This window comes from Streptomyces sp. NPDC006339, from assembly GCF_040612775.1.
GTDB lineage: Bacteria > Actinomycetota > Actinomycetes > Streptomycetales > Streptomycetaceae > Streptomyces.
The window spans coordinates 141,379-166,634 of record NZ_JBEXQW010000002.1 but is presented as its reverse complement, the minus strand read 5'-3'; the positions used below and the strand labels follow the sequence as shown (position 1 = coordinate 166,634).

General features: G+C 70.0%; 24 protein-coding genes and 1 pseudogene. 16 read left to right on the top strand and 9 right to left on the bottom strand.

From position 1 onward, the window contains the following. Positions 1-84: 84 nt before the first annotated feature. Both ABZ135_RS02280 and ABZ135_RS02275 read left to right on the top strand, forming a co-directional pair. Positions 85-858, top strand: a pseudogene (locus ABZ135_RS02280) (RNA repair domain-containing protein); the annotation flags it as partial. 138 nt (positions 859-996) lie between these two features. Next, complete coding sequence (locus tag ABZ135_RS02275; RefSeq protein ID WP_356691096.1) at positions 997-2,985, top strand: PIG-L family deacetylase; 1,989 nt, start codon at positions 997-999, stop codon at positions 2,983-2,985. 79 nt (positions 2,986-3,064) lie between these two features. On the opposite strand, the gene ABZ135_RS02270 is transcribed toward ABZ135_RS02275, so the two are convergent. The 6 genes from ABZ135_RS02270 to ABZ135_RS02245 all read right to left on the bottom strand — a co-directional run bounded on the left by ABZ135_RS02270 (position 3,065) and on the right by ABZ135_RS02245 (position 11,454). Continuing rightward, complete coding sequence (locus ABZ135_RS02270; RefSeq protein WP_356690915.1) at positions 3,065-5,740, bottom strand: N-acetylmuramoyl-L-alanine amidase; 2,676 nt, start codon at positions 5,738-5,740, stop codon at positions 3,065-3,067. Positions 5,741-5,915: 175 nt separating this feature from the next. Next, a complete protein-coding gene (gene tuf, locus ABZ135_RS02265) occupies positions 5,916-7,109 on the bottom strand; it encodes an elongation factor Tu (RefSeq protein ID WP_356690913.1) in 1,194 nt (397 codons plus the stop codon). A 149-nt stretch (positions 7,110-7,258) separates the two neighbouring features. Further along, positions 7,259-9,385, bottom strand: a complete 2,127-nt coding sequence (gene fusA / locus ABZ135_RS02260) for an elongation factor G (protein ID WP_352079970.1) — start codon at positions 9,383-9,385, stop codon at positions 7,259-7,261. A 39-nt stretch (positions 9,386-9,424) separates the two neighbouring features. Then, on the bottom strand, positions 9,425-9,895 hold the full coding sequence (gene rpsG / locus ABZ135_RS02255) for a 30S ribosomal protein S7 (RefSeq protein WP_345486254.1): 471 nt from the start codon (positions 9,893-9,895) through the stop codon (positions 9,425-9,427). A 2-nt stretch (positions 9,896-9,897) separates the two neighbouring features. Then, positions 9,898-10,269: a 30S ribosomal protein S12 gene (gene rpsL, locus ABZ135_RS02250; RefSeq protein ID WP_003948652.1), complete on the bottom strand. Its 372-nt coding sequence runs from the start codon at positions 10,267-10,269 to the stop codon at positions 9,898-9,900. Positions 10,270-11,004: 735 nt separating this feature from the next. Then, positions 11,005-11,454 (bottom strand): helix-turn-helix transcriptional regulator, encoded by a 450-nt coding sequence (locus tag ABZ135_RS02245; protein WP_356690910.1) that lies wholly within the window; start codon positions 11,452-11,454, stop codon positions 11,005-11,007. A 255-nt stretch (positions 11,455-11,709) separates the two neighbouring features. On the opposite strand from ABZ135_RS02245, the gene ABZ135_RS02240 reads away from it, so the two are divergent. Genes ABZ135_RS02240 through ABZ135_RS02230 form a run of 3 tightly spaced genes read left to right on the top strand, consistent with a single transcriptional unit; the run spans position 11,710 to position 13,095 of the window. After that, positions 11,710-12,111 (top strand): WhiB family transcriptional regulator, encoded by a 402-nt coding sequence (locus tag ABZ135_RS02240; protein ID WP_356690908.1) that lies wholly within the window; start codon positions 11,710-11,712, stop codon positions 12,109-12,111. After that, positions 12,104-12,886 (top strand): hypothetical protein, encoded by a 783-nt coding sequence (locus ABZ135_RS02235; protein WP_356690906.1) that lies wholly within the window; start codon positions 12,104-12,106, stop codon positions 12,884-12,886. Before ABZ135_RS02240 ends, ABZ135_RS02235 begins: the two co-directional genes overlap by 8 nt. Next, positions 12,880-13,095, top strand: coding sequence for a hypothetical protein (locus tag ABZ135_RS02230; protein ID WP_356690904.1), 216 nt, complete (start codon positions 12,880-12,882; stop codon positions 13,093-13,095). The genes ABZ135_RS02235 and ABZ135_RS02230 overlap by 7 nt, the downstream gene beginning before the upstream one ends. Positions 13,096-13,165: 70 nt before the next feature. Here ABZ135_RS02230 and ABZ135_RS02225 read toward each other — a convergent pair whose 3' ends face one another. Further along, the gene (locus ABZ135_RS02225) at positions 13,166-13,993 is read right to left on the bottom strand and encodes a hypothetical protein (protein WP_356690902.1); all 828 of its coding nucleotides are present in this window, start codon (positions 13,991-13,993) and stop codon (positions 13,166-13,168) included. 109 nt (positions 13,994-14,102) lie between these two features. Beyond that, the gene (locus tag ABZ135_RS02220) at positions 14,103-14,450 is read right to left on the bottom strand and encodes a hypothetical protein (protein WP_356690900.1); all 348 of its coding nucleotides are present in this window, start codon (positions 14,448-14,450) and stop codon (positions 14,103-14,105) included. 304 nt (positions 14,451-14,754) lie between these two features. Here ABZ135_RS02220 and ABZ135_RS02215 point away from each other — a divergent pair, with 304 nt between their 5' ends. From ABZ135_RS02215 to ABZ135_RS02200, 4 genes are all read left to right on the top strand, one after another. Continuing rightward, positions 14,755-15,162: a hypothetical protein gene (locus tag ABZ135_RS02215; RefSeq protein ID WP_356690898.1), complete on the top strand. Its 408-nt coding sequence runs from the start codon at positions 14,755-14,757 to the stop codon at positions 15,160-15,162. 167 nt (positions 15,163-15,329) lie between these two features. After that, positions 15,330-15,929 carry a phage tail protein gene (locus ABZ135_RS02210; RefSeq protein WP_356690896.1) on the top strand — a complete coding sequence of 200 codons (600 nt, stop codon included), beginning with the start codon at positions 15,330-15,332 and terminating at the stop codon, positions 15,927-15,929. 98 nt (positions 15,930-16,027) lie between these two features. Continuing rightward, on the top strand, positions 16,028-16,318 hold the full coding sequence (locus ABZ135_RS02205) for a hypothetical protein (RefSeq protein ID WP_356690894.1): 291 nt from the start codon (positions 16,028-16,030) through the stop codon (positions 16,316-16,318). Positions 16,319-16,431: 113 nt separating this feature from the next. After that, entirely contained in the window at positions 16,432-16,731 is a 300-nt protein-coding gene (locus ABZ135_RS02200; protein WP_356690892.1) for a hypothetical protein, read from the top strand. Between the two features lie 48 nt (positions 16,732-16,779). On the opposite strand, the gene ABZ135_RS02195 is transcribed toward ABZ135_RS02200, so the two are convergent. Next, on the bottom strand, positions 16,780-17,643 hold the full coding sequence (locus ABZ135_RS02195) for a hypothetical protein (protein WP_356690890.1): 864 nt from the start codon (positions 17,641-17,643) through the stop codon (positions 16,780-16,782). A gap of 302 nt (positions 17,644-17,945) precedes the next feature. On the opposite strand from ABZ135_RS02195, the gene ABZ135_RS02190 reads away from it, so the two are divergent. From ABZ135_RS02190 to ABZ135_RS02160, 7 genes are all read left to right on the top strand, one after another. Beyond that, a complete protein-coding gene (locus tag ABZ135_RS02190; protein ID WP_356690888.1) occupies positions 17,946-18,158 on the top strand; it encodes a hypothetical protein in 213 nt (70 codons plus the stop codon). A 95-nt stretch (positions 18,159-18,253) separates the two neighbouring features. After that, positions 18,254-19,318, top strand: a complete 1,065-nt coding sequence (locus ABZ135_RS02185; RefSeq protein ID WP_356690886.1) for a hypothetical protein — start codon at positions 18,254-18,256, stop codon at positions 19,316-19,318. Between the two features lie 29 nt (positions 19,319-19,347). Continuing rightward, on the top strand, positions 19,348-20,550 hold the full coding sequence (locus tag ABZ135_RS02180) for a phage tail protein (RefSeq protein WP_356690884.1): 1,203 nt from the start codon (positions 19,348-19,350) through the stop codon (positions 20,548-20,550). Further along, entirely contained in the window at positions 20,547-21,794 is a 1,248-nt protein-coding gene (locus tag ABZ135_RS02175) for a tape-measure protein (RefSeq protein WP_356690882.1), read from the top strand. Before ABZ135_RS02180 ends, ABZ135_RS02175 begins: the two co-directional genes overlap by 4 nt. Positions 21,795-21,835: 41 nt before the next feature. Beyond that, complete coding sequence (locus ABZ135_RS02170; RefSeq protein WP_356690880.1) at positions 21,836-22,759, top strand: phage tail protein; 924 nt, start codon at positions 21,836-21,838, stop codon at positions 22,757-22,759. A gap of 40 nt (positions 22,760-22,799) precedes the next feature. Next, the gene (locus ABZ135_RS02165; protein ID WP_356690878.1) at positions 22,800-24,002 is read left to right on the top strand and encodes a hypothetical protein; all 1,203 of its coding nucleotides are present in this window, start codon (positions 22,800-22,802) and stop codon (positions 24,000-24,002) included. Between the two features lie 31 nt (positions 24,003-24,033). Next, positions 24,034-25,254 (top strand): hypothetical protein, encoded by a 1,221-nt coding sequence (locus tag ABZ135_RS02160; RefSeq protein WP_356690876.1) that lies wholly within the window; start codon positions 24,034-24,036, stop codon positions 25,252-25,254. Positions 25,255-25,256 lie beyond the last annotated feature (2 nt).

The window sequence follows — 25,256 nt, the reverse complement described above, 5'->3', positions numbered from 1 at the left end:
TTCTCATGCCGCCGGACCGGCGGAAAGAGCAGGTCAGGGCTCTTGATCAGTTCGTGACCGGCGGGACCCGGGCAGACGCCGGACATGCGCACCAGCGACGAGATCTACCACCGGGTGCTGTGGGACCCGCGCCTCGACGCCGCGCGCTTCGTCATGGGCATCGCCGAGCGCGGGACGGACCGGCCGGCCCAGGTCGACCTCGTGGACTTCGTGCCCGGCGGGGACATCCCCTGGCACCGCGTACTCTTCTTCGAGGCCGACGGCGAGGTCGTCTGGGACCGGACGACCGGGCTCGACCGGCTCGGCGAGTCCCCGGCCGGCCGGGTCCACGCCGACGTGCTCGCCACCCCGCCCACGTACCGGACGGCCCTCGCGTGGCTGCCGCCGCCCGGCCTGTGGGAGCCGATCCAGAGCATCCGCCGCGTCCACGACCGGCAGATCCGGCGCTGGCCGCCGCATGTCAACGTCGTCTACGGGTTCGTGGCCGAGGCCGACTTCCCGCGGGCCGTCCCGCTCGTCGCGGCCGCCCTGCGGACCGTCCCGCCGTTCCGCGCCCGCCTCCGGGGCGTGCGCTGGTTCCGGCACCGCACGGACGCCACCGTCTGGCTCGACCCGGCGGCGGCGGGCCCTGAGCCGTGGCAGCGGATGCGGGAGGCCCTGGAGGAGCGGTTCCCGCTGTGCGTCGACGAGCGCGGCTTCACCCCGCACCTGTCGCTCGGCCGGAGCCGCGAGCCCGCCGTCCTGGCGGCCGCGTGCGAGGAGCTGCTCGGCACGATGAGCGTCCGCGTCGAGGAGCTGGTGCTGCTCGCCCGGCGCGGCGACGAGCCCATGCGGGTGAGGGCCACGGTGCCGCTCGGCGGCACCTCCGTACACCGCTGAACCCCGGTCACGGAAAATCCGTCTAGCCAGACGCACACACGTACACGACACGCGTACACGACACGCGCACACCTGCACAGACGCACGGGGGACCGACGACCGGTGGACAACAGAAGAGTGGCGCGGCGCACCGTCCTCGCCGGAGCGGCCGCCGTCGCCGCGGCCGTCGCCGGCTGCTCCGTACCCGCACCACCGAGCAGCGCGGCCACCGCCGACCCGGCTCCGGGCCGCCCCATAGCGCACAGCGCCGGCCGGGCGCTGCTCATGCAGTTCGCCGCGCACCCGGACGACGACCTGTACTTCATGAACCCCGACACCCAGCGGCTGCTCGACGCCGGGGTGCCGCTCGTCTCCGTGTACGTCACCGCGGGCGAGCACACCGGCAAGAACTGGATCAAGGGCATGCCGGAGACCCCGCCCGACAAGGCCGCGTACTCCTCGGCCCGGCACCAGGGGCTGCGGCAGGCGTACGCGGACGCGCTGGGCGCGGAGAGGTTCACGCCCTGGCACAAGCGCGTGGTCTCCCTGGCCGGCGGGCGGCACTGCGAGGTCGACACCCTCGTCCACGGCGGGCGCCGGGTCGAGCTGGTCTTCCTGGACCTGCCCATGCACACCATCCGCCGGTACATGGCCCTGCCCGCCCTGTGGGAGGACCGCGCCCTGGAGCTGCGCACCCATCTGTCCGCGGACTCCCCGGTCACCCGCGCCGTCACCTACGACCACGGCGGGCTGATCGAGGTCCTGGCCGGGCTGCTCGCCCGCTACCGGCCGACCGTGGTGCACACGCTCGACCCCGATCCGGACATCCAGATCAGCGACGAGGCCACCCGCAAGCGGGACAGCGAGCAGCCCGGCTACTCCGACCACGGCGACCACACCGCCGTCGCCTGCTTCACCTGGGCCGCGCTGCTGCGCTGGGTCGCCGACGCCACCGCGGGCGGCGGGCCGGTCCCCTCCTTCACCACGACCGCCTTCCGCGGCTACTACAACCGCCACTGGCCGAAGAACCTCCCGCCCCGGGTGCTCGCGGAGAAGGCCGCCCACCTCGTCCCGTACGGCGGCGACCCGTCCTGGGACTGCGGCAACCCGTCGGGCTGCGGCGACTACGGCGTGGGCGGCGACCGCCCGCTCACCAACAAGAAGGGCTGGGTGCGCGCCACCCACTACCGCTGGCCCGCCCCCGGCCCGGCCGTCGCCGAGGAACCGGACGGGCGGCTCGCCGCGTACGGCGTGCTCGGGCTGCGCGCGGTCCGCTGGCGCGAGCTCTCCCCCGGTTCGGGCCGGTTCGCCGAGCCCGAGGACCTCGGCGGCGGCCCGCTGGCGCCCGCGCTCGCCACGGCGTCCCTCGCCGACGGCCGGGTGCTGCTGTTCGGCGTGCGCTTCGCCGCCCTCTCCGGCCGCGGCGGCCCGAACCGGCGCGAGCTCGTCCTCCTGGAGCAGCGCTCCCCCGGCGGACCCTTCCTGGCCTGGCGGGGCCTCGGCAACCCCGAGCGCGGCGACGACCGCGGCCGGCGGATCGGCGCGCCGGTGGCCGTCACCGACCCGGACGGCCGGGTCCACCTCTTCGTACGAAACGCGGACAAGGGCGTCTCGACGCGGGTGCGGGCGGCCGACGGCACCTGGGGCCCGTGGCGGGCGCTGCCCGGCGACGGCTCGGGGGACGAGGTGCAGGACGGTCTGACAGCCCTGGTCGGCGCGGCCGGCCGGGTGCACGTGCTCGCGGCGGGCCGTACGGCCGTACGGCACTGGGCCGACGGCGCCCCCGAGGAGCCGCTGCCCCTGGCCGGCGACCCGGTCGCGGCGATCCCGGCCCCGGGCCCGGCCGGCGTCCAGGTCTTCTCCCGCGCCCCGGCCGACGCCGCGCTCCGCGCCACCCCGGGCGAGGCCCCCGCCTTCGACGGCTACGGCCTCCTGACCGCCGCCCCGGGCCCGCGAGGCCCGGTCCTCCTCGGCCGCGACGAGCGCCACCGGGTCCAGTTGCACCGCGGCGGCAAGCTGTCCGTCCGTACGTCGGGCGTCGTCCCGGCGGGCGATCCGGTGCTGCACCGGGGGACGGCGGTGGTCGGGATGGGGGCGGACGCGCGGCCGTGGGTGTGGCGGCCGTGAGCCTGCCGGGGCCATGCGAAGGGCCCGCCTCCCGGGAGGGGAGGCGGGCCCGAACTCGCCCTGACATCACGCCACTTGACTACTTGGTGAAGTAACCGGTGATGTCGGCGAGCAGGTCGACATTGCCGGCCCTGTTGTAGAAGTTCACCTTGCCGTCCGCGCTGACGGGCACGACCACGAGGTTCGGGATCGTCAGTCCGGCGGTGAAGTTCAGGTTGGACACGGTCGGGACGGTCGGACCGGCCGGGTAGACCGTCACGAAGCCACCCGAGGTCGGGTTGGTCGCCGTCACGTTCAGGACCACGGCGGTGACGCCGGTGGCCGGCACGCCCTGGACGCCCGCGACGTTCAGCGTGACCGAGCTGTTCGCCGCGACCGGACCCTTGGCGACACCGAGACCGGAGCGGGTGTCCATCAGCCGCTTCGGGCCGATGTTGATGTGGGACGCACCCGTCGCATCGGCCGAGAAGTAGCCGGTGACGTCGGCGAGCAGGTCCACCGTGCCGGCGTGGTTGTAGAAGCTGACCTTCCCGGCCTCACCGATGGGCACGATGGCGAGGTTCGGGATCGTCTGGCCCGCGGTGAAGTTCAGGTTCGAGACGCCGGGCCGGGTGCCGCCGCTCGGGAACACGGAGACGTAGCCGCCCGACGTCGGGCCGGTCGCCGTCACGTTCAGGACCACGGCGGTGGCATCGGCCGGAATGCCGTTCGCCCCGGCGACCTGGAGGTCGACGGTGCCGGCCGCTCCGACCTTGGCCTGCGCCACCCCGGTCCCGTTGCGGGTGTCCATCAGGCGCTTCGGCTCCAGGTGGGTGAAGGTGGAGCCGCTGGTGTCCTTGGCGTAGTAGCCGGTGACGTCGGCGAGCAGGTCCACGGATCCGGAGTGGTTGTAGAACCGCACCTTGCCGTCGATCACCGGGACGGTCACCAGGTTGGCGATCGTCTTTCCGGCCGTGAAGTTCAGGTTCGACGCGCTGGTCCGGACCGTGCCGTTGGGGTAGACCGACACGTAACCCGTGGCCGTCGGGCCGGTCGCCGTCACGTTGAGCACGACGGCACCGACACCCGTGGTCGGGATCCCGGCCTTGCCGGCGACCGTGAGCACGACCTCACCGGCGGGTCCGACCTTGGCCTTGGCGACGCCGAGACCGGTACGGGTGTCCATCAGCCGGGCCGGAGCGACCGGCTTGAAGGTCTTCGGCCCGGGCACGGTCACGGTGACGGCCGGGGAGGTGGTCACCTTGCCGGAGGTGTGCGTGGCACGGACCTTGACGGTGTGGTCGCCGTAGCCGCCGACATTCACCGACGCGGAGCGCATGTGGCCCCAGCTCCAGGTGGCGACCTGGTCGTCGACGAGCACCTCGAACTTGTGGATGAAGGTGTTCGGCGTCGTCGTACCCCAGTTCACGGTGACCGGACCGGTCGTCTCGTACCCCGTGCCGGCCTGGGTGGCTCCCCCGGAGAGGCTGCTGATCGCGAGGTTGGCGACGCTGCCGGTGGCGTAGGAGCGGATGGTCGGGAGCTGCGGGTAGAGCATGGTGCCGGGGCAGGCGGTTGCGAAGCCGTCGCGGTGACCGGAGATCGTGTTGAAGCTGTACGTCTGGTCCTTGACGAACTGCTTGCCGCCCACCGTCTGCGTGGCGCCCGCGGTCAGCATGCTCTTCCCTGCCGGGTCGACACCGTACTGGCCGAGCTTGTAGGCAGCGATCTTGGAGACGGAGGCGAGCGCGGCGTTCGACGCGGACTGCTCCATGTAGTTGCCGATGACGGCGATGCCGGTCGACTGCGAGTTCCAGCCGTAGGTGTGGGCGCCCTGGACGGGCTGGTCGATGCCGCCCTCACGGCCTTCGAAGATCGTGCCGCACTTGTCGACCAGGAAGTTGTAGCCGATGTCCCGCCACGGGTCGTCCGGGTTCGTCACGTGGTAGAGCAGGATGCCCTGGACGATGGAGACGGACTCGGAGCAGTCGTACTCGGCAGCGGTGTCCGTGTGGTGGACGAAGGCGGCCTTGATGCCCCCGGCCAGGTAGTCCGAGGGCTCGGGCGTGGCCACCACGCTGTCGGCCTTCCACTCCTCACGGGTGACCACCCGGGGCTGCGGCGCCTTCGACGGCGGGCCGGGAACGCTCGGAGGCGTGGTGCCGGTGACGAAGGCGGCGGGCTCCGCGTCGAAGTCGCCGTCCCGCTCGGCGTCGGCGCCCGCACCGCGCGGGTCCACCATGACGAGCTTGAGCCCGTCGGGCAGCTCGCCCGCGGCGGCACCGTCGCTGACACGCACCTCGGCACCGTCGGAGGCGCCGACCCAGACGGGTGCCGTCGAACCGCCGGTCGCCTTCCGGGTGCCGTCCATTCCGGTCGGCGTCGGCTCCAGCTCGATCCAGTCGGACCACTCGCCGGACTGCATGCTGCGGGTGCGGACCTCGATCGTGCCCTTGATCTTCGTGTCCGTCCCCGACCAGGTCACGCCGAGCAGGCCGAAGGGGGCCGTGTCCCGCTGGGACAGCACGGCCTCGCCCTTGCCCTTGTCGGTGAGGGCGACCTTGTGGAGCTGGTCCTTGACCGAGCCGACGTGGCCGGCCTCGGCGCTGTACGGGCTGGGCTTCTCGCCCTGCCCCTTGTCGTCCTCGGTCCCGAAGACCGCACCGTTCGCCGCGGCCTGGAAGGCGAGGACGGTGACGCCCGCGAGGGCGGCGCCTATCGCCGTACGACGTACCCGCGTACCCGTTTTGCGACGTGCTCGACGTCCCGATCTCAAGTTGTCTCCACCCCTAATGGTCATGACACAACTGACCGGCGCACTCTACGGGACGTCAGGTTTGCGTCTGCCACCGGGGGGGTAAAGCGGAGGACCCCGCACCGCCGAAGCGGTGCGGGGTCCTCGCGGGAGCTCTGTCGAGCTACCAGGTCAAACCGTCGAAGTTCGGGAGAACTTACTTGACGATCTTGGTGACCTGGCCGGCGCCGACGGTCCGGCCACCCTCACGGATGGCGAACTTGAGGCCCTCCTCCATGGCGACCGGCTGAATGAGCTGGACGGACATGGAGGTGTTGTCGCCCGGCATGACCATCTCGGTGCCCTCGGGGAGGGTCACGACGCCGGTCACGTCCGTGGTACGGAAGTAGAACTGCGGGCGGTAGTTGTTGAAGAACGGGGTGTGACGGCCACCCTCGTCCTTCGACAGGATGTAGGCCTGGGCCTCGAACTCGGTGTGCGGCGTGACCGAACCGGGCTTGATGATGACCTGGCCGCGCTCGACGTCCTCGCGCTTGATGCCACGGAGGAGCAGACCGACGTTCTCACCGGCCTGGCCCTCGTCGAGCAGCTTGCGGAACATCTCGATGCCGGTGACCGTGGTGGTGGTCTTCTCCTGCTTGATACCGATGATGTCCACGGTCTCGTTGACCTTGAGGACACCACGCTCGATACGGCCGGTGACGACGGTGCCACGACCGGTGATCGTGAAGACGTCCTCGATCGGCATCAGGAACGGCTTGTCGACGTCACGCTCGGGCTGCGGGATGGCCTCGTCCACGGCCTTCATGAGGCCGAGGAGCTTCTCGCCCCACTCCTTGTCGCCCTCGAGCGCCTTGAGCGCCGAGACGCGGACGACCGGCAGGTCGTCGCCCGGGAACTCGTACTCGGTGAGGAGCTCACGGACCTCGAGCTCGACGAGCTCCAGGATCTCCTCGTCGTCCACCATGTCGGCCTTGTTCAGGGCGACGACGATGTACGGAACGCCGACCTGGCGGGCCAGGAGCACGTGCTCCTTGGTCTGCGGCATCGGGCCGTCGGTGGCGGCGACCACGAGGATGGCGCCGTCCATCTGCGCCGCACCCGTGATCATGTTCTTGATGTAGTCCGCGTGACCGGGGCAGTCGACGTGGGCGTAGTGACGCGACTCGGTCTGGTACTCGACGTGCGCGATGGAGATGGTGATACCGCGCTGGCGCTCCTCAGGAGCCTTGTCGATCTGGTCGAAGGCCGAGGCCTCGTTCAGGTCCGGGTACGCGTCGTGCAGCACCTTGGTAATGGCGGCCGTGAGGGTCGTCTTACCGTGGTCGATGTGACCGATGGTGCCGATGTTGACGTGCGGCTTAGTCCGCTCGAACTTCGCCTTCGCCACGGGGGTCCTCCTGGAGTGGTTCTGAACGCCTTGCTTCATCGGCGCCAGGTGATCTTTGCTGGGAAGCCAGTAGCCGGGGCCCGGTTCCTCGGGTTACGGGGTCTGAGCCCCGGCGACTGGGTCAAGCCTAAAGCGTGAACTCGGGAGAGTTACTCGCCCTTGGCCTTCGCGATGATCTCCTCGGCGACGTTCCGCGGAACCTCGGCGTAGGAGTCGAACTGCATCGAGTAGCTTGCGCGACCCGAGGTCTTGCTGCGGAGGTCGCCGACGTAGCCGAACATCTCCGAAAGGGGCACGAGGCCCTTCACGATGCGAGCACCGTGACGCTCCTCCATGGCCTGGATCTGGCCACGGCGGGAGTTGATGTCACCGATGACCTCGCCCATGTAGTCCTCGGGCGTGGTGACCTCGACGGCCATCATCGGCTCGAGCAGCACGGGCGAAGCCTTGCGCGCGGCCTCCTTGAAGGCCTGCGAGCCGGCGATCTTGAAGGCGAGCTCCGAGGAGTCGACCTCGTGGTACGCACCGTCGTGCAGGATCACGCGAACGCCGGTCATCTCGTAGCCGGCGAGGATGCCGAACTGCATGGCCTCCTGCGCACCCGCGTCGACCGAAGGGATGTACTCCTTCGGGATGCGGCCACCGGTGACCTTGTTCACGAACTCGTACGAGGACTCGCCGCCCTCGATCGGCTCGATGCCGATCTGGACCTTGGCGAACTGACCCGTACCACCGGTCTGCTTCTTGTGCGTGTAGTCCACGCGCTCGACGGCCTTGCGGATCGTCTCACGGTAGGCCACCTGCGGCTTGCCGACGTTGGCCTCGACCTTGAACTCACGGCGCATGCGGTCGACCAGCACCTCGAGGTGCAGCTCGCCCATACCGCCGATGATGGTCTGGCCGGTCTCCTCGTCCGAGTGGACCTGGAAGGAGGGGTCCTCCTCCGCGAGACGCTGGATGGCGACACCCAGCTTCTCCTGGTCGCCCTTGGACTTGGGCTCGATGGCGACCTGGATGACCGGGGCCGGGAAGTCCATGGACTCCAGGATGACCGGGGCCTTGTCGTCACAGAGCGTCTCACCGGTGGTGGTCTGCTTGAGACCCATCACGGCGATGATGTCGCCGGCGCCCACCGAGTCGATCTCCTCACGCTTGTTCGCGTGCATGCGGTAGATCTTGCCGATGCGCTCCTTCTTGCCCTTCACGGAGTTCAGGACAGAAGAACCGGAGTCCAGGCGACCGGAGTACACGCGGACGAAGGTGAGCTTGCCGAGGTGCGGGTCGCTCATGATCTTGAACGCGAGGGCCGACAGCGGCTCGTCGTCGGACGGCTTGCGCTTGACGACCTCCTCCGGGTCGTTCACGGCGTGGCCCTCGATGGCCTCGACGTCGAGCGGGGAGGGGAGGTAGCGCACGACCGCGTCGAGCAGGGGCTGAACACCCTTGTTCTTGAACGCGGTACCGCAGAACACCGGGGTGACCGTGGTGTCCTTGGACTTGCCGGAGGCGATCGTGATGCGGCGGACGGCCGCGTAGAGCTGCTCCTCGGTGGGCTCTTCGCCCTCGAGGTAGAGCTCCATGATCGCTTCGTCGTTCTCGGCGACGGCCTCGATCAGCTTGCCGCGGTACTCCTCGGCGAGCTCGGTGTGCGAGGCCGGGATGTCGACGACGTCGTACATCTCGCCCTTGGTGGCCTCGGCGGACCAGACCAGAGCCTTCATGCGGACGAGGTCCACGACGCCCTGGAAGTCGGCCTCGGCACCGATCGGGAGCTGCATGACGATCGGCTGAGCGCCCAGACGGTCCTCGATCATGCCGACGCAGCGGAAGAACTCCGCGCCCGTGCGGTCGAGCTTGTTGACGAAGCAGATACGCGGAACGCCGTAGCGGTCCGCCTGACGCCAGACGGTCTCGGACTGGGGCTCGACGCCGGCCACGCCGTCGAACACGGTCACGGCACCGTCGAGCACGCGCAGGGAACGCTCCACCTCGACGGTGAAGTCGACGTGACCCGGCGTGTCGATGATGTTGATCGTGTGGTCGACGTCCTCGAGCGGCCAGTGGCAGGTGGTGGCAGCAGAGGTGATCGTGATGCCACGCTCCTGCTCCTGCTCCATCCAGTCCATCGTGGCGGCGCCGTCGTGGACCTCACCGATCTTGTACGAAACGCCGGTGTAGAACAGGATCCGCTCGGTGGTGGTCGTCTTGCCCGCGTCGATGTGGGCCATGATGCCGATGTTGCGCACCTTGGCCAGGTCAAGCGAAGTGGTAGCCATAAGGCTTCAGTCTTCTCTCGGTCTCGATGTGGGTTGCGACTACCAGCGGTAGTGCGCGAAGGCCTTGTTGGACTCGGCCATCTTGTGCGTGTCCTCACGCTTCTTGACCGAAGCACCGAGGCCGTTCGAGGCGTCCAGGAGCTCGTTCATGAGGCGCTCGGTCATGGTCTTCTCGCGACGGGCGCGGGAGTAGCCGACCAGCCAGCGCAGCGCGAGGGTGGAGGCGCGACCGGGCTTGACCTCGATCGGCACCTGGTAGGTGGCGCCACCGACACGACGGGACTTGACCTCGAGGGACGGCTTCACGTTCTCGAGGGCGCGCTTCAGCGTGATGACCGGGTCCTGGCCGGTCTTCTCACGAAGACCCTCCATGGCGCCGTACACGATGCGCTCGGCGGTGGAACGCTTGCCGTCAAGCAGGATCTTGTTGATCAGCGAGGTGACAAGAGGAGAGCTGTAGACCGGGTCGATGATGACCGGGCGCTTCGGGGCGGGGCCCTTACGAGGCATTCTTACTTCTCCTTCTTGGCGCCGTAGCGGCTGCGAGCCTGCTTACGGTTCTTGACGCCCTGCGTGTCGAGGGAACCGCGGATGATCTTGTAACGAACACCCGGCAGGTCCTTCACACGGCCACCGCGCACGAGCACGATGGAGTGCTCCTGCAGGTTGTGACCCTCACCCGGGATGTAGGCCGTGACCTCGATGCCGGAGGTCAGACGCACACGCGCGACCTTACGGAGGGCCGAGTTCGGCTTCTTCGGGGTGGTCGTGAACACACGCGTGCAGACGCCACGACGCTGAGGGGAACCCTCGAGTGCGGGCGTCTTGTTCTTCTCGACCTTGTCCTGCCGGCCCTTGCGGACCAGCTGCTGGATCGTAGGCACTACTTCTCCGGTTTCTGTGTGCCGTCGTAAAACTAACCTGGAACGTCACCGACCCACGCGGTCGGGTGTGTCGAATCGCGCGGACCTCCGCCGTGGGCGGAGAGAAGCGCGGATTGCGGCGGCCGGTCTCGGGCTTCGCGTGCGGTTGAGGACACGCACACGAATCCGGGCACACCCCAGGCACAAGGCTTGAGCGTACCTATCGCATGGACTCCGGTCAAAACAAATGCCCACGCGCAAGGCGCCCGGTCGACGTGGGAGAACGCCGTCGCGACGGGCCGGGGCGATGCGGTCGGCGATGCGGTGGCGGCGATGCGGTGGCGATGGTACGCGGCGGCGGTACGGGAGGGGGCGCGCGGCCGACGGTGAGGTGGAGGCCGGTCGGGTCGGTCGGGGGCCGTCGCGGCGGCGGGGGTCGTCAGCGCGGCGGCGCGCGGTGGGGCCGTGGCCGGGGTCGTCGCGGCGGCCGGGATCGTCGCTGCGGGCGGGGGCGTCACGGCCGCCGGGACCGTCGCGGCGGCCGCGCGTGGTCGGGGCGCGGTGGAGCCGTGGCCGGGATCGCTGCGGCGGTGGGCGTGGTGGGGCCGTGGCCGGGGTCGTCGCGGCGGCCGGGCGCGGTGGGGTCGGGGCCGTCGGGCCACGGGCGGCGCGGGACCTGGGGGTCTCTCGCCGGCGTGGCCCGGGGCCGGGGTGCGGGGTTGGTCGGTGCGGTCCCGGAGGGATCCGGGACCGCGTTCAGTCCTGCGCGGCGCGGCGGGACTCGCCCGTGGCCCGGGCGTCGCCGCCCTCCGGTTCGGGCTCCAGGAACTGCGTGACGACCTTGACGAAGACGTCCATCCGCTCGTCCGGGACCCCGAGCCAGCGCGCGAAGTCCTCCATGGTCGGCTGCCAGTCGCCCGGCGGCAGCAGGTCCGCCGCGAGCGGCAGTTCCTCCGGCGTCACGCGCCCCGACCGGATCAGCATGTCGCGGACGGACACCCCGAGGAGCGGGGCGATCCTGCGCATGGTCTCCAGGTCGGGCATGCTCTGCCGCTGCAGCAGCCGGGTCACGGCCGCGCGATGGACGCCGGCCTCGTCCGCGATCCGGGACTTTCCTCCGCCGCGGGGGCTGTCGATGTCGTAGCCGCGGGCTCGCATCAGACCTTCGACCCAACCCGCGAATTCGTCGAGCCCTTGAGTGCTCATGTGTGTACCGCTCCCTTTTACTCCCCCACCCATCGGGCCCCTTACTTTAGCGTGCTTGCGCACACGGAATTACGTGCTTTCGGGCACGCAATCGTGTCGAATCGGTGAAGGCGTCTCCATCAATGGCAGCCGAAGCTAGTTGCGAGCTCGCACGCAACATGTCTATCGTGCTGCTCGCCGCACTCGTCGGCCTCCTGAGTCCCAAGGGCCCCACACGCCCCATGGGTCCCGGGGCCCGGAACGTGGAGACCCACCTTGCACCTGTCCGACACCTCCCCATGGCAAGCCGCCGCCGCATGCGCCGGCCTTTCGCCGAACGTCGTCTTCTCCCGACGGGGCAAGGAGGCGGCCCCGGCCCTGCGGGCCTGCGCCGTCTGCCCCGTCAGCCGCGAGTGCGAGGCGGCCGTGGCCCCCGCCGAGAGCTGGTTCGACGGCGTCTGCGCGGGCCGCCTGTGGCGCAACGGCCGCCCGGTGAAGCCCCGCCGCCGCCCGGGCGAGGCGGCCGCGGAGGCCGCGCGAGCGGCCGAGGCCGCGGAACTGGCGGCCGCGCTGGACGCGGCGGCCCTGGCCACCGGCCGGAGCGACCTGTCCGACGGCACGTCGGCCCCTCTCCGCACCCTCGCCGGTGCCGTCCCCGCAGGAGGCCCCCGTGGCTGAGCGCATGCCGGAGTCCGCCGACCACTCCGGAACCGCCACGGCCACCGGAACCGGCACCGCCGATGAGCGGGTCCTGCGGGACATCACGCTCTGGGCCGCCTCCCTCGTACGACAGTTCCCCGAGCTCGCCGAGGAGCTCGCACCCGGGCGCCGGGCGCCGGCGGGAAGTGCGCCGACCGCGCCGCACCCGGGGCGCGACGAGCTGATCCGGACCGAGCGGCGCGAGGCGCTGCTGCTGGAACAGCGGCACGGCCTGGTCGTGCCCGGTCACGGCGCCGCGCCGATCCGGCTGCACATCTCCGACGCCATCCGTGACATCACCGACGGCGTGGTGGAGCTGGAGGAGGCGGTCTGCGCGCGGCTCGGGCTGCCGAGGCCCCGCCGGGCCGGGGTGGTGGAGCGGCTGCGCCGGGTGGTCGGCCTGCTCGACGCGGTCGCCGAGCACGCCGTGCTCGCCCGCCACGTGCGGGACGAGATCCGCCGCATGGCGCGCCGCTGTGCGCGGACGCTGGGCGAGGCGGAGACGGTCGTACGGGTGGCGGGGCGCTGCCCCTGGTGCGACTCGGTGTCGCTGCGGGCCTTCCCCGACCGGCGCGCGGTGCTGTGCGTGAATCCGGCGTGCGTGTGCACGGACGCGGCGTGCGGCTGCCAGGACGACCCGTCCTACCGGCACCTGTGGCCGGAGGAGGAGTGGGCCGAGCTCGCGGCCGCGTCGGGGGCGCGTACGGAGGAGATCGAAGCGGCGATGGACGACACGAAGGAGACCTCATGCTGAGCTCGACCGCGCTGCCGCTGTCCCTGCCGGCCCTGATCCCGGGCCCGCTCGCCGCCGAGGAGGCGGGAGTCGCCCCGGCGACCATCCGCAAGTGGGTGCAGTTGGGCCACCTGCGGGCCGCGGGCAAGGCGGGCCGGGCGCAGTTGTTCCGCCTGGAGGACGTCTTCGCGGCGGAACGGGCGGCCCGGCGAAGGCCCCGTATCGCCTGAACAGCCCGTTGACGAAGCGCCCCGTGTCTCACACGTGAGACACGGGGCGCTTCGTCATGCCGTCCTGCCGTCATGCCCGCAGGAAGTCGTGCAGGGAGCGGGTCATCTCGGCGGCGAAGCGGTCCCGGACCTCCTCGGCCACCCGGTCCAGGGACAGGTACGGGTTGAGGTCCTCCAGCTCGACCAGGAGCAGTTCGCCCTCGGGGGTGCGGCAGGCGTCGACGCGCTGGATGCCGTGGTCGAGGGTGTTCCAGTCGACGAAGCGGCGGGCGAAGGCGAGGTCCGCCTCGGTGGGGTCGTACGGCTCCAGGACCCAGCGGCGCTCCGGGTCGGGGGCGTACAGCGCGTACTGGAAGCGGTCGTCGACGTAATAGAAGGACACCTCGTAGCGGAAGTCGATCCGCGGCTGGACGAGGATCCCGTCGTACGAGAGCCCCGCGAGGCGCTCGCCCGGCACGAACTCCAGCCCTATGGAGTCGGCGCCGGCCGTGGGTTTCACGACGTACTCCGCCGCCTCGGGGAGGCGGCCGAGGTCGGCGGCGCGGTCGACGGTGGGGATGACGGGGTGGCCGGCGGCGGTGAGGTCGAGCAGGTAGCGCTTGCCGGCCATGTCGCCGCGGCCGTGGAGCGGGTTGTAGACGCGGGTGCCGAGCGCGGTCGCCTTGGCGCGGAAGGCGTCGTACGTCTCCTGGTAGTGCAGGACGGGCCCGCTGTTGCGGACGACGACGGCGTCGAAGCCGTCCATGAGGGCGGCGGCGTCGCGCGGGTGGCACAGGGCGAGGTCGAAGTCGGCGCGGAGCCGGGCGGTGAGGTCGATGTCCTCGTCGCAGTAGCGCCGCCCGCGGGCCGGATACGCGAGGTCGGTGACATAGAGGAGACGGGCTCGGGGGGCGGACATGGAGGGCTCCTGGATCGACGTCAGCCCAACCTATCGGCCGGCCGCGCACTGCTCCCCGACGGGGTGTTCCGCAGGTGCCGGGATGGCTCTCTGACCATCCGACGGGCGGTCACCGGCGTAGTCGGCTCTTCTTGGGAGGCTCGGCGGGCACCGGCTCCCGCGCGAGCAGCAGTTCGGCGACAGAGATGCGCAAGTGCCGGGTGAGCGTGGTGGGAGTCCTTGAGCCGTCGTACCAGACCGACCTGCTCAGCTCGACGAGCCAACTGGTCGGCGACGTGCGGAACACGAGACGGCCCTGTCTCTCCGGGGCGGTTCCCCGCGTATAGGTCTGGCTCATCTCCTCGGCGTGGGCGACGGCCGCTTCCCTCCCGCCGTCGACGGGGACCTTGGCCACCAGTTCCCATCGGTCGTCGCCGCTGTACGACTCGTTGGCTTCCACCAGTACGTACCAGCTCATGTCCCCGCGCCTCCGCTTCCGTTGTACGCAGCCCAACCTAGAGCAGGGGATCGCCCCGGACAGAGGCGACCGAGAGATGATTTCACCGAACTAGTTGCGTGCGCGCACGCTCTCTGTCACAGTTGGTGCAGCGGCGGAGCTGTGCCCGCGAGACGGGCCGCAGGCTCCGCCGTTCGCCGTCCGGGAGCGCTCCGCGCCCCTTCCCCCTTCGCCCGCGTCGAGCGCCCCGGACGGCCCCCGCACCACCTCACGCAGCACCCCCGCACCACCCGTCCCGCCCTCCCCTTCCACCGAGGAGCTCGTCATGACCACTCCCCCGAGTGCTTTCCCAGACGTCGAGAAGCTGGTCGTCGACGTCCTCAAGGCCGACCCGGCCCTGGCCGGCGTCACGATCGCCGTGCAGGCGCCGGCCGGTTTCGACGGCACGCAGAACGCCGTCCTGGTGAACCGCCGCGGCGGCGCCTGGATCGGCGACCTGCACGTCGACAAGCCGCTGATCGAGTTCGAGGTGTACGGGCCGACCAAGAACGCGGCCCACATCACCGCCAACGCCGCCCGGCGCGCGCTGCTCGCCACCATCGGCAAGACGATCGGCGTGAACTTCGTCAGCGACGTCGAGGAGCAGGACGGGCCCCGCTGGCTGCCCGACTACCTCTACCGGGGCGCCAACCGCTACCTCTGCGTCATCCAGCTCTCCCTGAACGTCTTCTAGATCTCCCGGATCTTCCGGACGCCCAGGAGCGCTCCCCCGGCGTCGTCCTCGGACGACGCCCCCACAGACCAGGCCCCGTCACACCGGCGGGGCCTTTGCCGTACCCGGAACCGGAATCCCTCCGGCCGGGACGGTGCCCTCACCCTCTCACCAAGGAGAAACCCACCATGGCAGGAAACAACTCCGCCGAGATCCGCGTCGCCGGCGTAGGCAAGCTCTTCGTCGCCAAGGCCGACACCGCCATCCCGTCCTTCGGCACCGACGCCGCGGCGGACTGGAAGGACTGGACCGACCTCGGCTACACCACCGGCGACGGTGTCACCTTCTCCAAGAAGGACAAGCTGGAGGCCATCGACGCCTGGCAGTCGGTCTCCCCGGTCCACTACATCTACTCGGCCCGTGACCTCTCGCTGAAGTTCTCGATGCTCCAGTTCAACGAGGACACGCTTCCGTTCTTCATGGGCGGTGGCAAGGTCGCTCCCGAGCCGGCCACCTCGACCGAGGTCTTCAAGTACGAGATCGCCGAGCGTCCGTTCGCGGACGTGCGCGCCCTCGGCCTGGAGTTCACCGACGTCAAGGCCGGTGGCACCGCGGTCACGTACCGCTTCGTCATCCCGCGCGGCCAGGTCACCGCGTCCGACGACATCAAGCTGGCCCGTAAGGCCGCGTCGACCCTGGGCATCACCTTCTCCGCCATGTCGAACGGCGCGGGCAAGCCGCTGGCCACCTTCCTGATGAAGGACAACCAGTACAGCGCGACCGTCTGATCCAGTCCCACCCGGGGCGGGACGGCACACCGCCGTCCCGCCCCGCCCCCTCTCCTCAGTCATCCACGCGAACCACGCGAACAAGGAGTACGCACACCATGGCCCGTTTCGACGTCAACGCCGCTCGCGCCCAGCGACTGGAGGCCCACGGCCGCACCTGGTCCTTCGAGCTGGACGGCGAGTCCTTCACGCTTCCCACCGAGCTGTCCCGCAAGACCGCGAAGGCGCTGCGCAAGCTCGACGACAACGACGTGGACGGTCTGCTCGCGCTCCTGATGGGTGAGGAGCAGTTCGCCCGCTTCGAGGAGCACGACCTCACGATGCAGGACATCGCCGCGATCCTCGAGGCATACGGCAAGGAGACCGGGCTCGGCCTGGGGGAAGACTGAGCCTCGTCGAGTTCGTCGACGAACACGCCGAGGCCCTTGAGGCGGATCTCCTCCGCTATTACGACACCGATCTCCTCGACTGGTACCGGGGAGACCTCTCCAGCCGGCGCCTGATGGTGCTCATCAAGCACCTTCCGCAGGACGGGGCCGTACAGCGGCAGATCCACGGGGAGGCGGCGGAGTGGTCGATCACCGACCACCTGCTCGCCGCGACGGTGGACCATCTGGCTGTCTCGAACTGGATGTTCCAGATGGTCAACTCCGACGAGGACAGTGACCAGCCCGACTTCCCGAAGCCTGTGCCACGTCCCGGCGTCAAGGAGGAGGACGGCGAGGAGCCGGACGGGGACACCACGGAGGAAACCGCCCCCGAGGCGGTCACCCCCGGTGCTCTCGCCCGCTTCTTCGGCTGACCACCAGGCCCCCCGCGCCACCCCCACGGCCCTCGGAGCCCGTTCCCGTCAGGGAGCGGGCTCCGGGGGCTCTTCCTGTGCTCGCTGGGCGGTCAGGTCCTCCTCCAGGGCCCTGGCCCGCTCGGAGAGCCGACGCCCGCGCACGCCCGCGCGCGCGTCCGGTTCGCCGGACTCGCCGCCGCGCCGCTCGGAACCGGCCCCGCCCTGATGGGGCACGCCGGCGAGCGGGGGCACGATGGGGCGGCCGCCCTTGCGGCGGGCGACCTTGCGGACCGGCTGGGCGTTGCGGCGGGCGCGGCTCTCCTGCGCCGTCAGCAGGACGTCGGCCTCGGGTTCGGGCGCGGGGTCGGTGGCGGGCTCGGACTCGGGCTCCGGCTCACGGACCGGCTCGCGATCGGGATCGGCATCGGGCTTGCGCCCGCGTTCCGGTCCGGACTCGTGCACCGGCTCCGGCTCGGGCTCCGGCTCGGGGCGCTGCTCGAACAACTCGCGCTCCCGGCGCACCCGTTCCTCGGCCTGGACGACCACGGCCGGCGGTTCGAGCAGCCGGGCGAAGGGCAGCGGGATGACCCGGGCGCCCTCCGGATTCGCGTTCGCATCGATACGCCGCTGGGGGCGCCGGATTCCACGCGCGTCACCCTGACCCTGAGCGTAGGCGTCGGCGACGCGCTTCTCGTACTCGCGGCGGATACGGGGCAATTCGTCGGAAACGGCCTCGGCCCAGCCGGCCGTGAAGGCGGCCGTCTCGCGGCGGTCGACCTCGGAACGGGGCATGACCACCAGGTCCTCGGGGTCGTATCCGTGGACGTGGACCAGCTCGGCGAGTCGCGCGAAGAGATGGGGCAGGTCCGGGTGGGACTCGAGCCAGTCGATGACTCGCTCCCGCCGGTTAGCTCCCGGCTCCGATTCCATGCGTCCGCACTGCCTTCCAGCCCCCTGGGGTCCCCACGCGCCCCTCGCGCCCCTCGCCCCCCGACTGTGTCAGGCCCGGGAACGCGTCCTCCAGAGTACCCCGGTCGAACACACGCACCGTGCGTGGTCCAACGCACGTGGCCAGTTGACCTGAAGACACGCCGTCAGGCGTTTCCCGCTCGACAAACCTCGAACAGATGTTCCACACTCTGTTCGCACAGTAGTTCGAAAACGTGGTGCCCCCGCCTCACTCCGCGGCGCCGCCACGCACGCACGGGCAAGCAACCGGAAGGCAGGCGTCCATGGCTCAGCAGGCCGAGGCATCGCGACCGCACATCCCTCTCGAGGACCGCCTCGCCCAGCTCCTGAACGGACCCGCCGCCCTCGACAAGAGAGCGTTGCTCGGCACGCTGTACGCCGAGGTCAACCAGCGCGAGGCGGCCGCCTACGCGGCGGGCTGGAACGACGCCCTCGCAACGGTCCGCCGCGGCTCCCGCCGGGACGAGGACGCCTAGCCGCCCGTACGCCCCCACACGCACGAGCCCCTGCCGGGATTCTCACGGCAGGGGCTTTCGGCGCATGGCCTCATCGGCCGGAAGCGGAGCGAAACATGACAGACAAAAGCAATTGGGATATCTCTGCGGAAATCAGCGAGCTTAAGGCGCTCCTCCTCTACGACGAGGCGCGCATCATGGCGAAATACGACGGAGACCACCAGGAAAAGGACCCCAAAAAGCAGCCCAAGGAAGAACCGTTCCTCGTCACCAAGCTCAAGGCGACCCTCATCGACGAGTCGCCCAAGATCGTCACAGACGCCATGCTGCCGTTCAACTTCGTCAAGCGATTCGCTGAGATGTACGAGGAGCTTCAGAAGGAACAGTCGTCCGAGCTTCTCGAGGCCTTCGGGCTGGACGGAGTCGGCGCCGCGGTCGAGAAGTTCCACGAGGACCACGAAAACAGGTGGAACTACTTCTGGTCCGCGCTCTCCGGCATCGTCGTCCCGCTGATCATCGGCGGTCTGGTCATCGTCTTCCGGAGACTGATACTCGACGGCTTCCGCTGGCTCCAGAGCAAGATGTTCAAGGGGGACGTCTACGCCCTCAACGAGACCCAGACCCGGATCCAGCGCCAACCCCTTCAGAACGTCAAGGACCGGGAACTCCAAGGCGCCGCGGTCGTCCTCACCGACCCTCCGGATGCGGCGCGTCTGAACGAGCTCAAGCAGGCACTCGGCGACATCAACCGACGGATCATCAACTTCAACAAGGCCGTCACCAAGTTCCCGAGTCCTCGCACGATGGCCAAGACGGCGGAGGGTGTCAGCAAGATCAACGACGCCATCACCGCCTCCAACGCGGAGAAGATCGACAAGGTCGCCCAGGCGATCAACTCCTTCGATCCGACGAAGGTGCCGGACGCGCGCAAGCTCGACAAGCTCAACAAGGCCGTCGACAAGTCCAAGCCCGCCACCATCCGGGAACTCGCCAGGGTGATCGGCAAGCTCGTCGGCGCCCAGCAGCACCTCGAGCCGCAGCGCTGGCAGGAGCTCCCCAAGGCCCGCACCCTCTCCTCCGCCGCCAAGTCGGCCGAGCGGCTGGCCAAGGCAGGGCTGGAGGTCGGCCGAGCTTTCGACAGCCTCAAGACGGCCGCTCAGCAGGCCGCCGCCGCCATCTGATCCCGCCTCACCCCGAAAGGAGGTAACCCATGTCTCTCAGCAACTCCACGAAGAGGGCGGCCGACGCCCTTCGCGGCCTCAAGACCCACGCCTCCGGCGCCGGCACTTCCGTCAAGAAGGTCGGTGACGCCGGCAAGTCCGCGTCCGGGCAGCTCAAGACCCTCAAGACCAACGCCCAGGGCTCCAACACCCAGCTCAAGAACCTCAAGACCGCCTCGGACAACGCCGAAAAGGCCATGTCCAAGGCGGGCAGGACCGCCGAGACCGCCGGGAAGAAGCTCGGCAAGTACGAGTCCGGCGCCGGCAAGGCCGCCAAGGGCCAGGACAAGCTCAACAAGTCGATGAAGGGCAATTTCCTCGCCCGTCTCATCGAACTCTTCATGCCGCTGATCGAGAAGATCGTCGACATGGCTCTGCAGTCGAAGACGATGCAGAAGGTCCTCAAGAAGGCATTCGACGCCATCAAGACCGTCATCAGTTCGGTCATGAAGGCCGTCGGCCCGATCATGAAGAAGGCCGGCCAACTGATCAAGACGGTCTGGAACGGCATCAAGAAGGCCATCTCCACCGTCGTCAAGGCCGTCGCCACCGTCATCAAGACCTACGTGAAGATCTGGAAGACGGTCATCACCACGGTCATGAAGGCGATCAAGACGGTCGTCAGCTCCGTCTGGAAGGGCATCAAGGCCGTCATCACCCCGGTGGTGAACTGGATCAAGACGGCCATCCCCAAGGCGTTCAGCGCCGTCAAGGAGAAGATGTCCTCCATCTGGAACGGCCTCAAGGACATCGCGTCCCGGGCGTTCGAGGGCATCAAGAGCGGTGTGTCCGGCCCGATCAACGCCGTCATCGGCCTGATCAACCGGATGATCAGCGCCGTCAACGGCGTCAAGGTCAGCGTCCCGAGCTGGGTGCCCATCGTCGGCGGCAAGACCTTCGGCGTGAACATCCCGACCATCCCGATGCTCGCCACCGGTGGTGTCGTCATGCCGCGCGCCGGCGGTGTCCCGGCGATCCTCGCCGAGGCCGGCGAGGCGGAGGCCGTCCTGCCGCTGTCCAAGCTGGACCGGCTGCTCGCCCTCACCGCCCGCCGCGCCCGCATGGCGGCGCACGCCCCGGGCGGCCAGGGCAAGGGCGTCGGACTGCACATCGAGCACTACCACGCGGCCCGTGGCAGTGACCCGCAGTCCACCGCGGACGCGCTGATGTACCTGGCGAAGGCACGCGGATGAGTGCCGCCGTAGTCGCCATGCCGCGCTTCAGGGCGGTGACTCCGGTGATGTCCTCCCTGCGGCAGGGCGCCGGCCAGGCCGGCGACTCGCTCAAGCGGCTCAAGAGCAACGTCCAGCAGGCGGCCGGCGGCGTCTCCCGGTTCGCCTCCGACCTCCGCACCGCCGGCACGCCCCTCCGCACCCTCGGCACCACCGCCTCCGGCACCGCGACCTCCCTCGGCAGGATCCAGCGGTCCAACGCCGGCGCCGGCGTCAAGAAGTTCGGCGCCGCCGCCGGCAAGGCCCGTACGGCCGCCGCCAAGTTCGGGCCCGCGATCGGCGGCATCCTGTCGATCCTTGCGCCGCTGCTCCCCGTCACCGACATCATCACCGGCCTGATGGGCACCTACGGCACGGTCATGACCGTTGCCGCCGTTGCCATGACCGGCATCAACGTCGCCATGCGCGCCAACCCGATCGGCTTCCTGGTCGGCATCCTCGTACCCGTCGCCGCCTGGCTCATCGAGTACGCGATGCAGAGCAAGACCGGCCAGAAGATCATGAAGCAGGTCTTCCAGGCCGCGTTGAAGGGCTTCCAGTCGGTCTGGAAGTTCCTCCAGCCGATCATCACGCTCATCGGCAAGGCCGTCGGGACCTACGTCAAGGCGTATCTGACCCTCTTCAAGGCCGCCCTCAAGGGCATCGGCGCCGCGATCGACGGCATCAAGAGGATCGGCAGCGCGATCGGCTCCGCCCTCAACGCCATGCGCGGGATCGCCTCCCGCACCATGGGGGCGATCAAGAACGCGGTCAAGCCGATCCTGACCTTCATCACGGACAAGATCCCCGGCTTCTTCCGGCACGCCAAGGACGCCGTGGCCAAGGCCCTGCGCGGCATGGGCGAGCTCATCAAGGGTGCCCTGAGCGCTGTGCTCGGCGTCGTCAAGGGACCCATCAACGGTCTCATCGCCTTCGCCAACTGGATCATCGACGGCCTCAACGAGCTGAGCTTCGAACTCCTCGGCAAGAAGTTCGGCGTCGACATCGACAAGATCCCGATGCTCGCCGAGGGCGGTGTCGTCTTCCCCGGCTCCACCGAGGGCTGGCGCATCGATCCGCTCACCGTGCTCGAGAACCGTCGTGTCCCGGCCGTCACCGAGGCGCCCCGACCGCCCCACCGCATCCGGGAGTTCCACGAGAAGCCGGGCGCCGGCCCCCGGTCGACCGCCGAGGACCTGCTGTTCCTCGCGTCCGCCCACTGCTGAACGCCCACCCGACACCCCCTCAGAAGTGAGGTGACGGCCCCATGGCCGAGACCACAACCGCATACGCCGGAAGCAACAGCTTCACCGCCGACCTCGCGCCCGGCTCACTGATCACCCAGGACGGGCAGATCCAGTGGGCCGGGCTTCTCATCGGCCCCGGTACGCCGTTCGCTATCGACCGCTCCGGCCTCTCCGGCTGGGAGGACCTGCCGGAGTACGACTCCTCCGACGCCGAACGCCCCACCTCGCACGGCGCCTGGCCCGGCTCCCGCTACGCCAAGCCCCGCAAGATCGGCGGCACGATCGTCCTGATGCCGGAGTACGGCGGGGCCACCGAGGCCATCCGCGCGCTGCGCCAGGCGCTCGCCCTGCTCGACGAGGAGCGCTGGCTCACCGTACGGCTGCACGGCGAGATGCTGACCGTCCGCGCCCGGATCGCCCAGCGGGTGGTCCCGGCCGACCAGGGTTTCGCCACCCAGGGCAGCTCCAAGATGTCCATCCAGTGGCTGGCCTCCGACCCGCGCCGCTACGCGGTCACCGAGCAGACCGTCTCCACGGTCGCCCCGCAGCCGGAGCTGGGGCTGAACTGGCCGCTGACCTGGCCGCTCGACTGGGGCCAGGCCACCTCCACCGGTGACGTCGTCGCCGAGAACACCGGCTCCGCCGCCACCCACCCGGTGATCACCTTCCGCGGCCCGTGCTCCATGCCGACCGTCACCGAGCGGGTCAGCAAGCGCCGGCTGCGCTACGCGATCGACCTGGCCACCGGCGACGAGCTCGTCGTCGACACCGCCAACGGCACGGTCACCCTGAACGGCACCGCCTCCCGCCGCCACACCGCCATGGCCGATTCCAGCCCCGAGGAACTGTTCCTGCTCGAACCCGGCCGCGCGGAGCTCTCGTTCCGGCCGGACGACAGCCCCGAGGCACTGATGACGGTCCGCTGGCGCAGCGCCGAGTGGTGATCCCCGTCCACAGCCCCCGACCGCTCAGGAGAGGTGAACCATGTCCGTTCGCGCCGCTTGGCTCCAGCCCACCGGCCAGACCCGTGAGGACACCCGCCTCACGCTGGCCGCCCTGCTCACCCCCACCGGCCAGACTCCCGAGGAGACCCCGCTGCGCTCCCGGCCGGGCATCGTTCCGGGTGGCTTCGTCCTGACCGGGACGGCTCCCATGCAGTGCACCATCGGCACCGGGCGGGCGATCATCCAGGGCAAGGACACCCGTCAGGGCGCCTACCTGGTGAGCGCCATCTCGCCGGAAACCCTCACCATCGACGACGGTGATGCGCAGTACGACCGGATCGATCTCATCGAACTGGCGGTCGTCGACAACGACTACGACAAGACCGGCGTCACCGAGTCCGTCATCCGCCTGGTCAAGGGCACCCCGGCGGCCGCCCCGGTCGCCCCGGCGAGCGGCCCGGGCAGCACACAGCCGCTCTACACGGTGAAGGTGCCCAAGGGCACCTCCGCCGGTACCGGCGGCATCGTCTGGACCGGGACCGGCAGCCACGTGACCACCCAGCACTGGCCGGTCGTCGCGCTCGGCGGCATCGTGCCCACCAGCGGTTTCAAGGGGGCCTACGCGGGTCAGTACCGCGACGCCGGCGGCGCCCTGCAGCGTTGGGACGGCGCCACTTGGGTCTCGTACCCGAAGGCACTCGGCGGCATCGCACCCAGCGGGACGACCTCCGGCGGTTACACCGGCCAGTACCGCGACAGTTCGGCGGGTCTCCAGCGCTGGGACGGCTCCGCCTGGCAGTACGCCGAGGGCGCGGCGAAGATCCTCTTCGCCGCCACCCAGTGGACGACCTCCCAGCAGCAGAGCGTCGCGGCCAACACCTGGACGCCGATCACCATGCCGACGGTGGAGGCCGACGACGCCGCCGGCTGGAACGGCAGCAACACCTACACCATCCCGCGTGCGGGCTGGTGGCGTATCGCCGGCCACGTCACCTGGCAGGGCGACTCCGCGACCGGCATGCGCGGCGCCCGCCTCGTGATCGGCGGCGTCGGCCAGTCCCGGGCGACATGGCTCACGCCCGCCGGCAACGGGGCCATCTCCGTGGGCGGGCAGGGCCTGTTCAAGCTCGCCGCCGGCGCCACGGTCCAGCTTGCCGGCTTCCACAACCACACGGCGGCGATCAAGACCCTCGGCGGCTCCGGCTACGCCTGCGTCCTGACCGCCGAGTGGCTCAAGTCCTGAACCTCCCACCGCTTCCCGATTGGAGAACCTCATGAACCTGCGCAGTAGCTGGGTCCTCGAGACCGGCCAGACCCGCGAGGACACGCGTCTCACCCAGATCGGCGCGACCAATGCGCTCAACCCCGTCCAGGTCCGCTCCGGCATCCTGCCGGGCTCCTACGACGGCAAGTACCGGCTGTCCGGCTTCTGGATGACGGGCGCCTCCGCCATGGCGGCGACCGTCTCCGAGGGCCGCGCCGTGATCCAGGGCGACATCTCGCAGGGCGTCTACCCGGTGGCCCTGCCGCTCTCCCAGCAGGTCACCTTCACCGCGGGCGACGCCCAGTACGGTCGCATCGACCTCGTCGTCCTGCGGATCTACGACAAGCTCTACGAGGGCACCCGCAACGAGGCCGTGGTCGAGGTCATCCAGGGCCAGGCCGGTGCGACGCCGAAGGCCCCGGCCGCTCCGCCCCGTAGCCTGCCGCTGTACGAGGTGACCGTGCCGGCCGGCGCCAGCGCGGGCAACGGCGGCATCCCGTGGAACACCGCCCTCAAGGACCTGCGGACCTCCGTCGTCTCCGCCGGCGGCATCCTGCCGGTCGAGGGCGTGGTGGCGCCGGGCGCCTACCCGGGCCAGTACCAGGACCAGGACCTGCCGGCCAGCCAGCTCCAGCGCTGGGACGGCGGCAAGTGGGTGGCGTACCCGCAGGCGCTGGGCGGCGTCGTCCCGACCTCCGTGAGCGCGTCGACCCCGGGCAGCTACAGCGGCCAGTACCGGGCCACCAACGCCGGCCCGCTCCAGCGGTGGACCGGTTCGGCGTGGGTGTCCGCGTACCCGGGTCCGTACTTCAACGACTCGCTCGACGCGGGTTACACCGTCTCGACGACGTACGTGAACACGCTGACCGAGCGCGCCGAGAACCCGCTGTCGGTGACCTTCGTCGCCCCGGAGACCCGCCAGGCACTCGTCAGCTTCGGCTCCCGGATCGAACTGGTCCTGGCCTCCGGCACCAACGCCTCCTGCACGGGCTTCATGGGCATCCGCGTCATGCAGGGCACCAACGTCCACCGGGAGCTGGAGGACGAGCTCAGCGTCGTGAACTCCCGGTCCGCCGACCCGGTGAACGCCATCGCGGTCTCGACGACGCAGCGGCTGCACACCCTGACCCCGGGCGCGACCTACACCGTCACGGCGTACTACCGGACCTCCCACGCCAACATCCGGGCCTGGTTCGACAACACCTTCATCCAGGTCACGCCGCAGTACTGACC

Bases quoted from the DNA above. Each gene is read 5' to 3' on its own strand.
- ABZ135_RS02190 (WP_356690888.1), top strand. From the start codon at position 17,946: ATGGCTCAGCAGGCCGAGGCATCGCGACCGCACATCCCTCTCGAGGAC.
- ABZ135_RS02225 (WP_356690902.1), bottom strand. From the start codon at position 13,993: ATGTCCGCCCCCCGAGCCCGTCTCCTCTATGTCACCGACCTCGCGTAT.
- rpsG (WP_345486254.1), bottom strand. From the start codon at position 9,895: ATGCCTCGTAAGGGCCCCGCCCCGAAGCGCCCGGTCATCATCGACCCG.
- ABZ135_RS02220 (WP_356690900.1), bottom strand. From the start codon at position 14,450: ATGAGCTGGTACGTACTGGTGGAAGCCAACGAGTCGTACAGCGGCGAC.
- ABZ135_RS02185 (WP_356690886.1), top strand. From the start codon at position 18,254: ATGACAGACAAAAGCAATTGGGATATCTCTGCGGAAATCAGCGAGCTT.
- fusA (WP_352079970.1), bottom strand. From the start codon at position 9,385: ATGGCTACCACTTCGCTTGACCTGGCCAAGGTGCGCAACATCGGCATC.
- ABZ135_RS02215 (WP_356690898.1), top strand. From the start codon at position 14,755: ATGACCACTCCCCCGAGTGCTTTCCCAGACGTCGAGAAGCTGGTCGTC.
- ABZ135_RS02245 (WP_356690910.1), bottom strand. From the start codon at position 11,454: ATGAGCACTCAAGGGCTCGACGAATTCGCGGGTTGGGTCGAAGGTCTG.
- ABZ135_RS02170 (WP_356690880.1), top strand. From the start codon at position 21,836: ATGGCCGAGACCACAACCGCATACGCCGGAAGCAACAGCTTCACCGCC.
- ABZ135_RS02175 (WP_356690882.1), top strand. From the start codon at position 20,547: ATGAGTGCCGCCGTAGTCGCCATGCCGCGCTTCAGGGCGGTGACTCCG.
- ABZ135_RS02165 (WP_356690878.1), top strand. From the start codon at position 22,800: ATGTCCGTTCGCGCCGCTTGGCTCCAGCCCACCGGCCAGACCCGTGAG.
- ABZ135_RS02195 (WP_356690890.1), bottom strand. From the start codon at position 17,643: ATGGAATCGGAGCCGGGAGCTAACCGGCGGGAGCGAGTCATCGACTGG.
- ABZ135_RS02230 (WP_356690904.1), top strand. From the start codon at position 12,880: ATGCTGAGCTCGACCGCGCTGCCGCTGTCCCTGCCGGCCCTGATCCCG.
- ABZ135_RS02160 (WP_356690876.1), top strand. From the start codon at position 24,034: ATGAACCTGCGCAGTAGCTGGGTCCTCGAGACCGGCCAGACCCGCGAG.
- ABZ135_RS02210 (WP_356690896.1), top strand. From the start codon at position 15,330: ATGGCAGGAAACAACTCCGCCGAGATCCGCGTCGCCGGCGTAGGCAAG.
- ABZ135_RS02205 (WP_356690894.1), top strand. From the start codon at position 16,028: ATGGCCCGTTTCGACGTCAACGCCGCTCGCGCCCAGCGACTGGAGGCC.
- ABZ135_RS02180 (WP_356690884.1), top strand. From the start codon at position 19,348: ATGTCTCTCAGCAACTCCACGAAGAGGGCGGCCGACGCCCTTCGCGGC.
- ABZ135_RS02200 (WP_356690892.1), top strand. From the start codon at position 16,432: ATGGTGCTCATCAAGCACCTTCCGCAGGACGGGGCCGTACAGCGGCAG.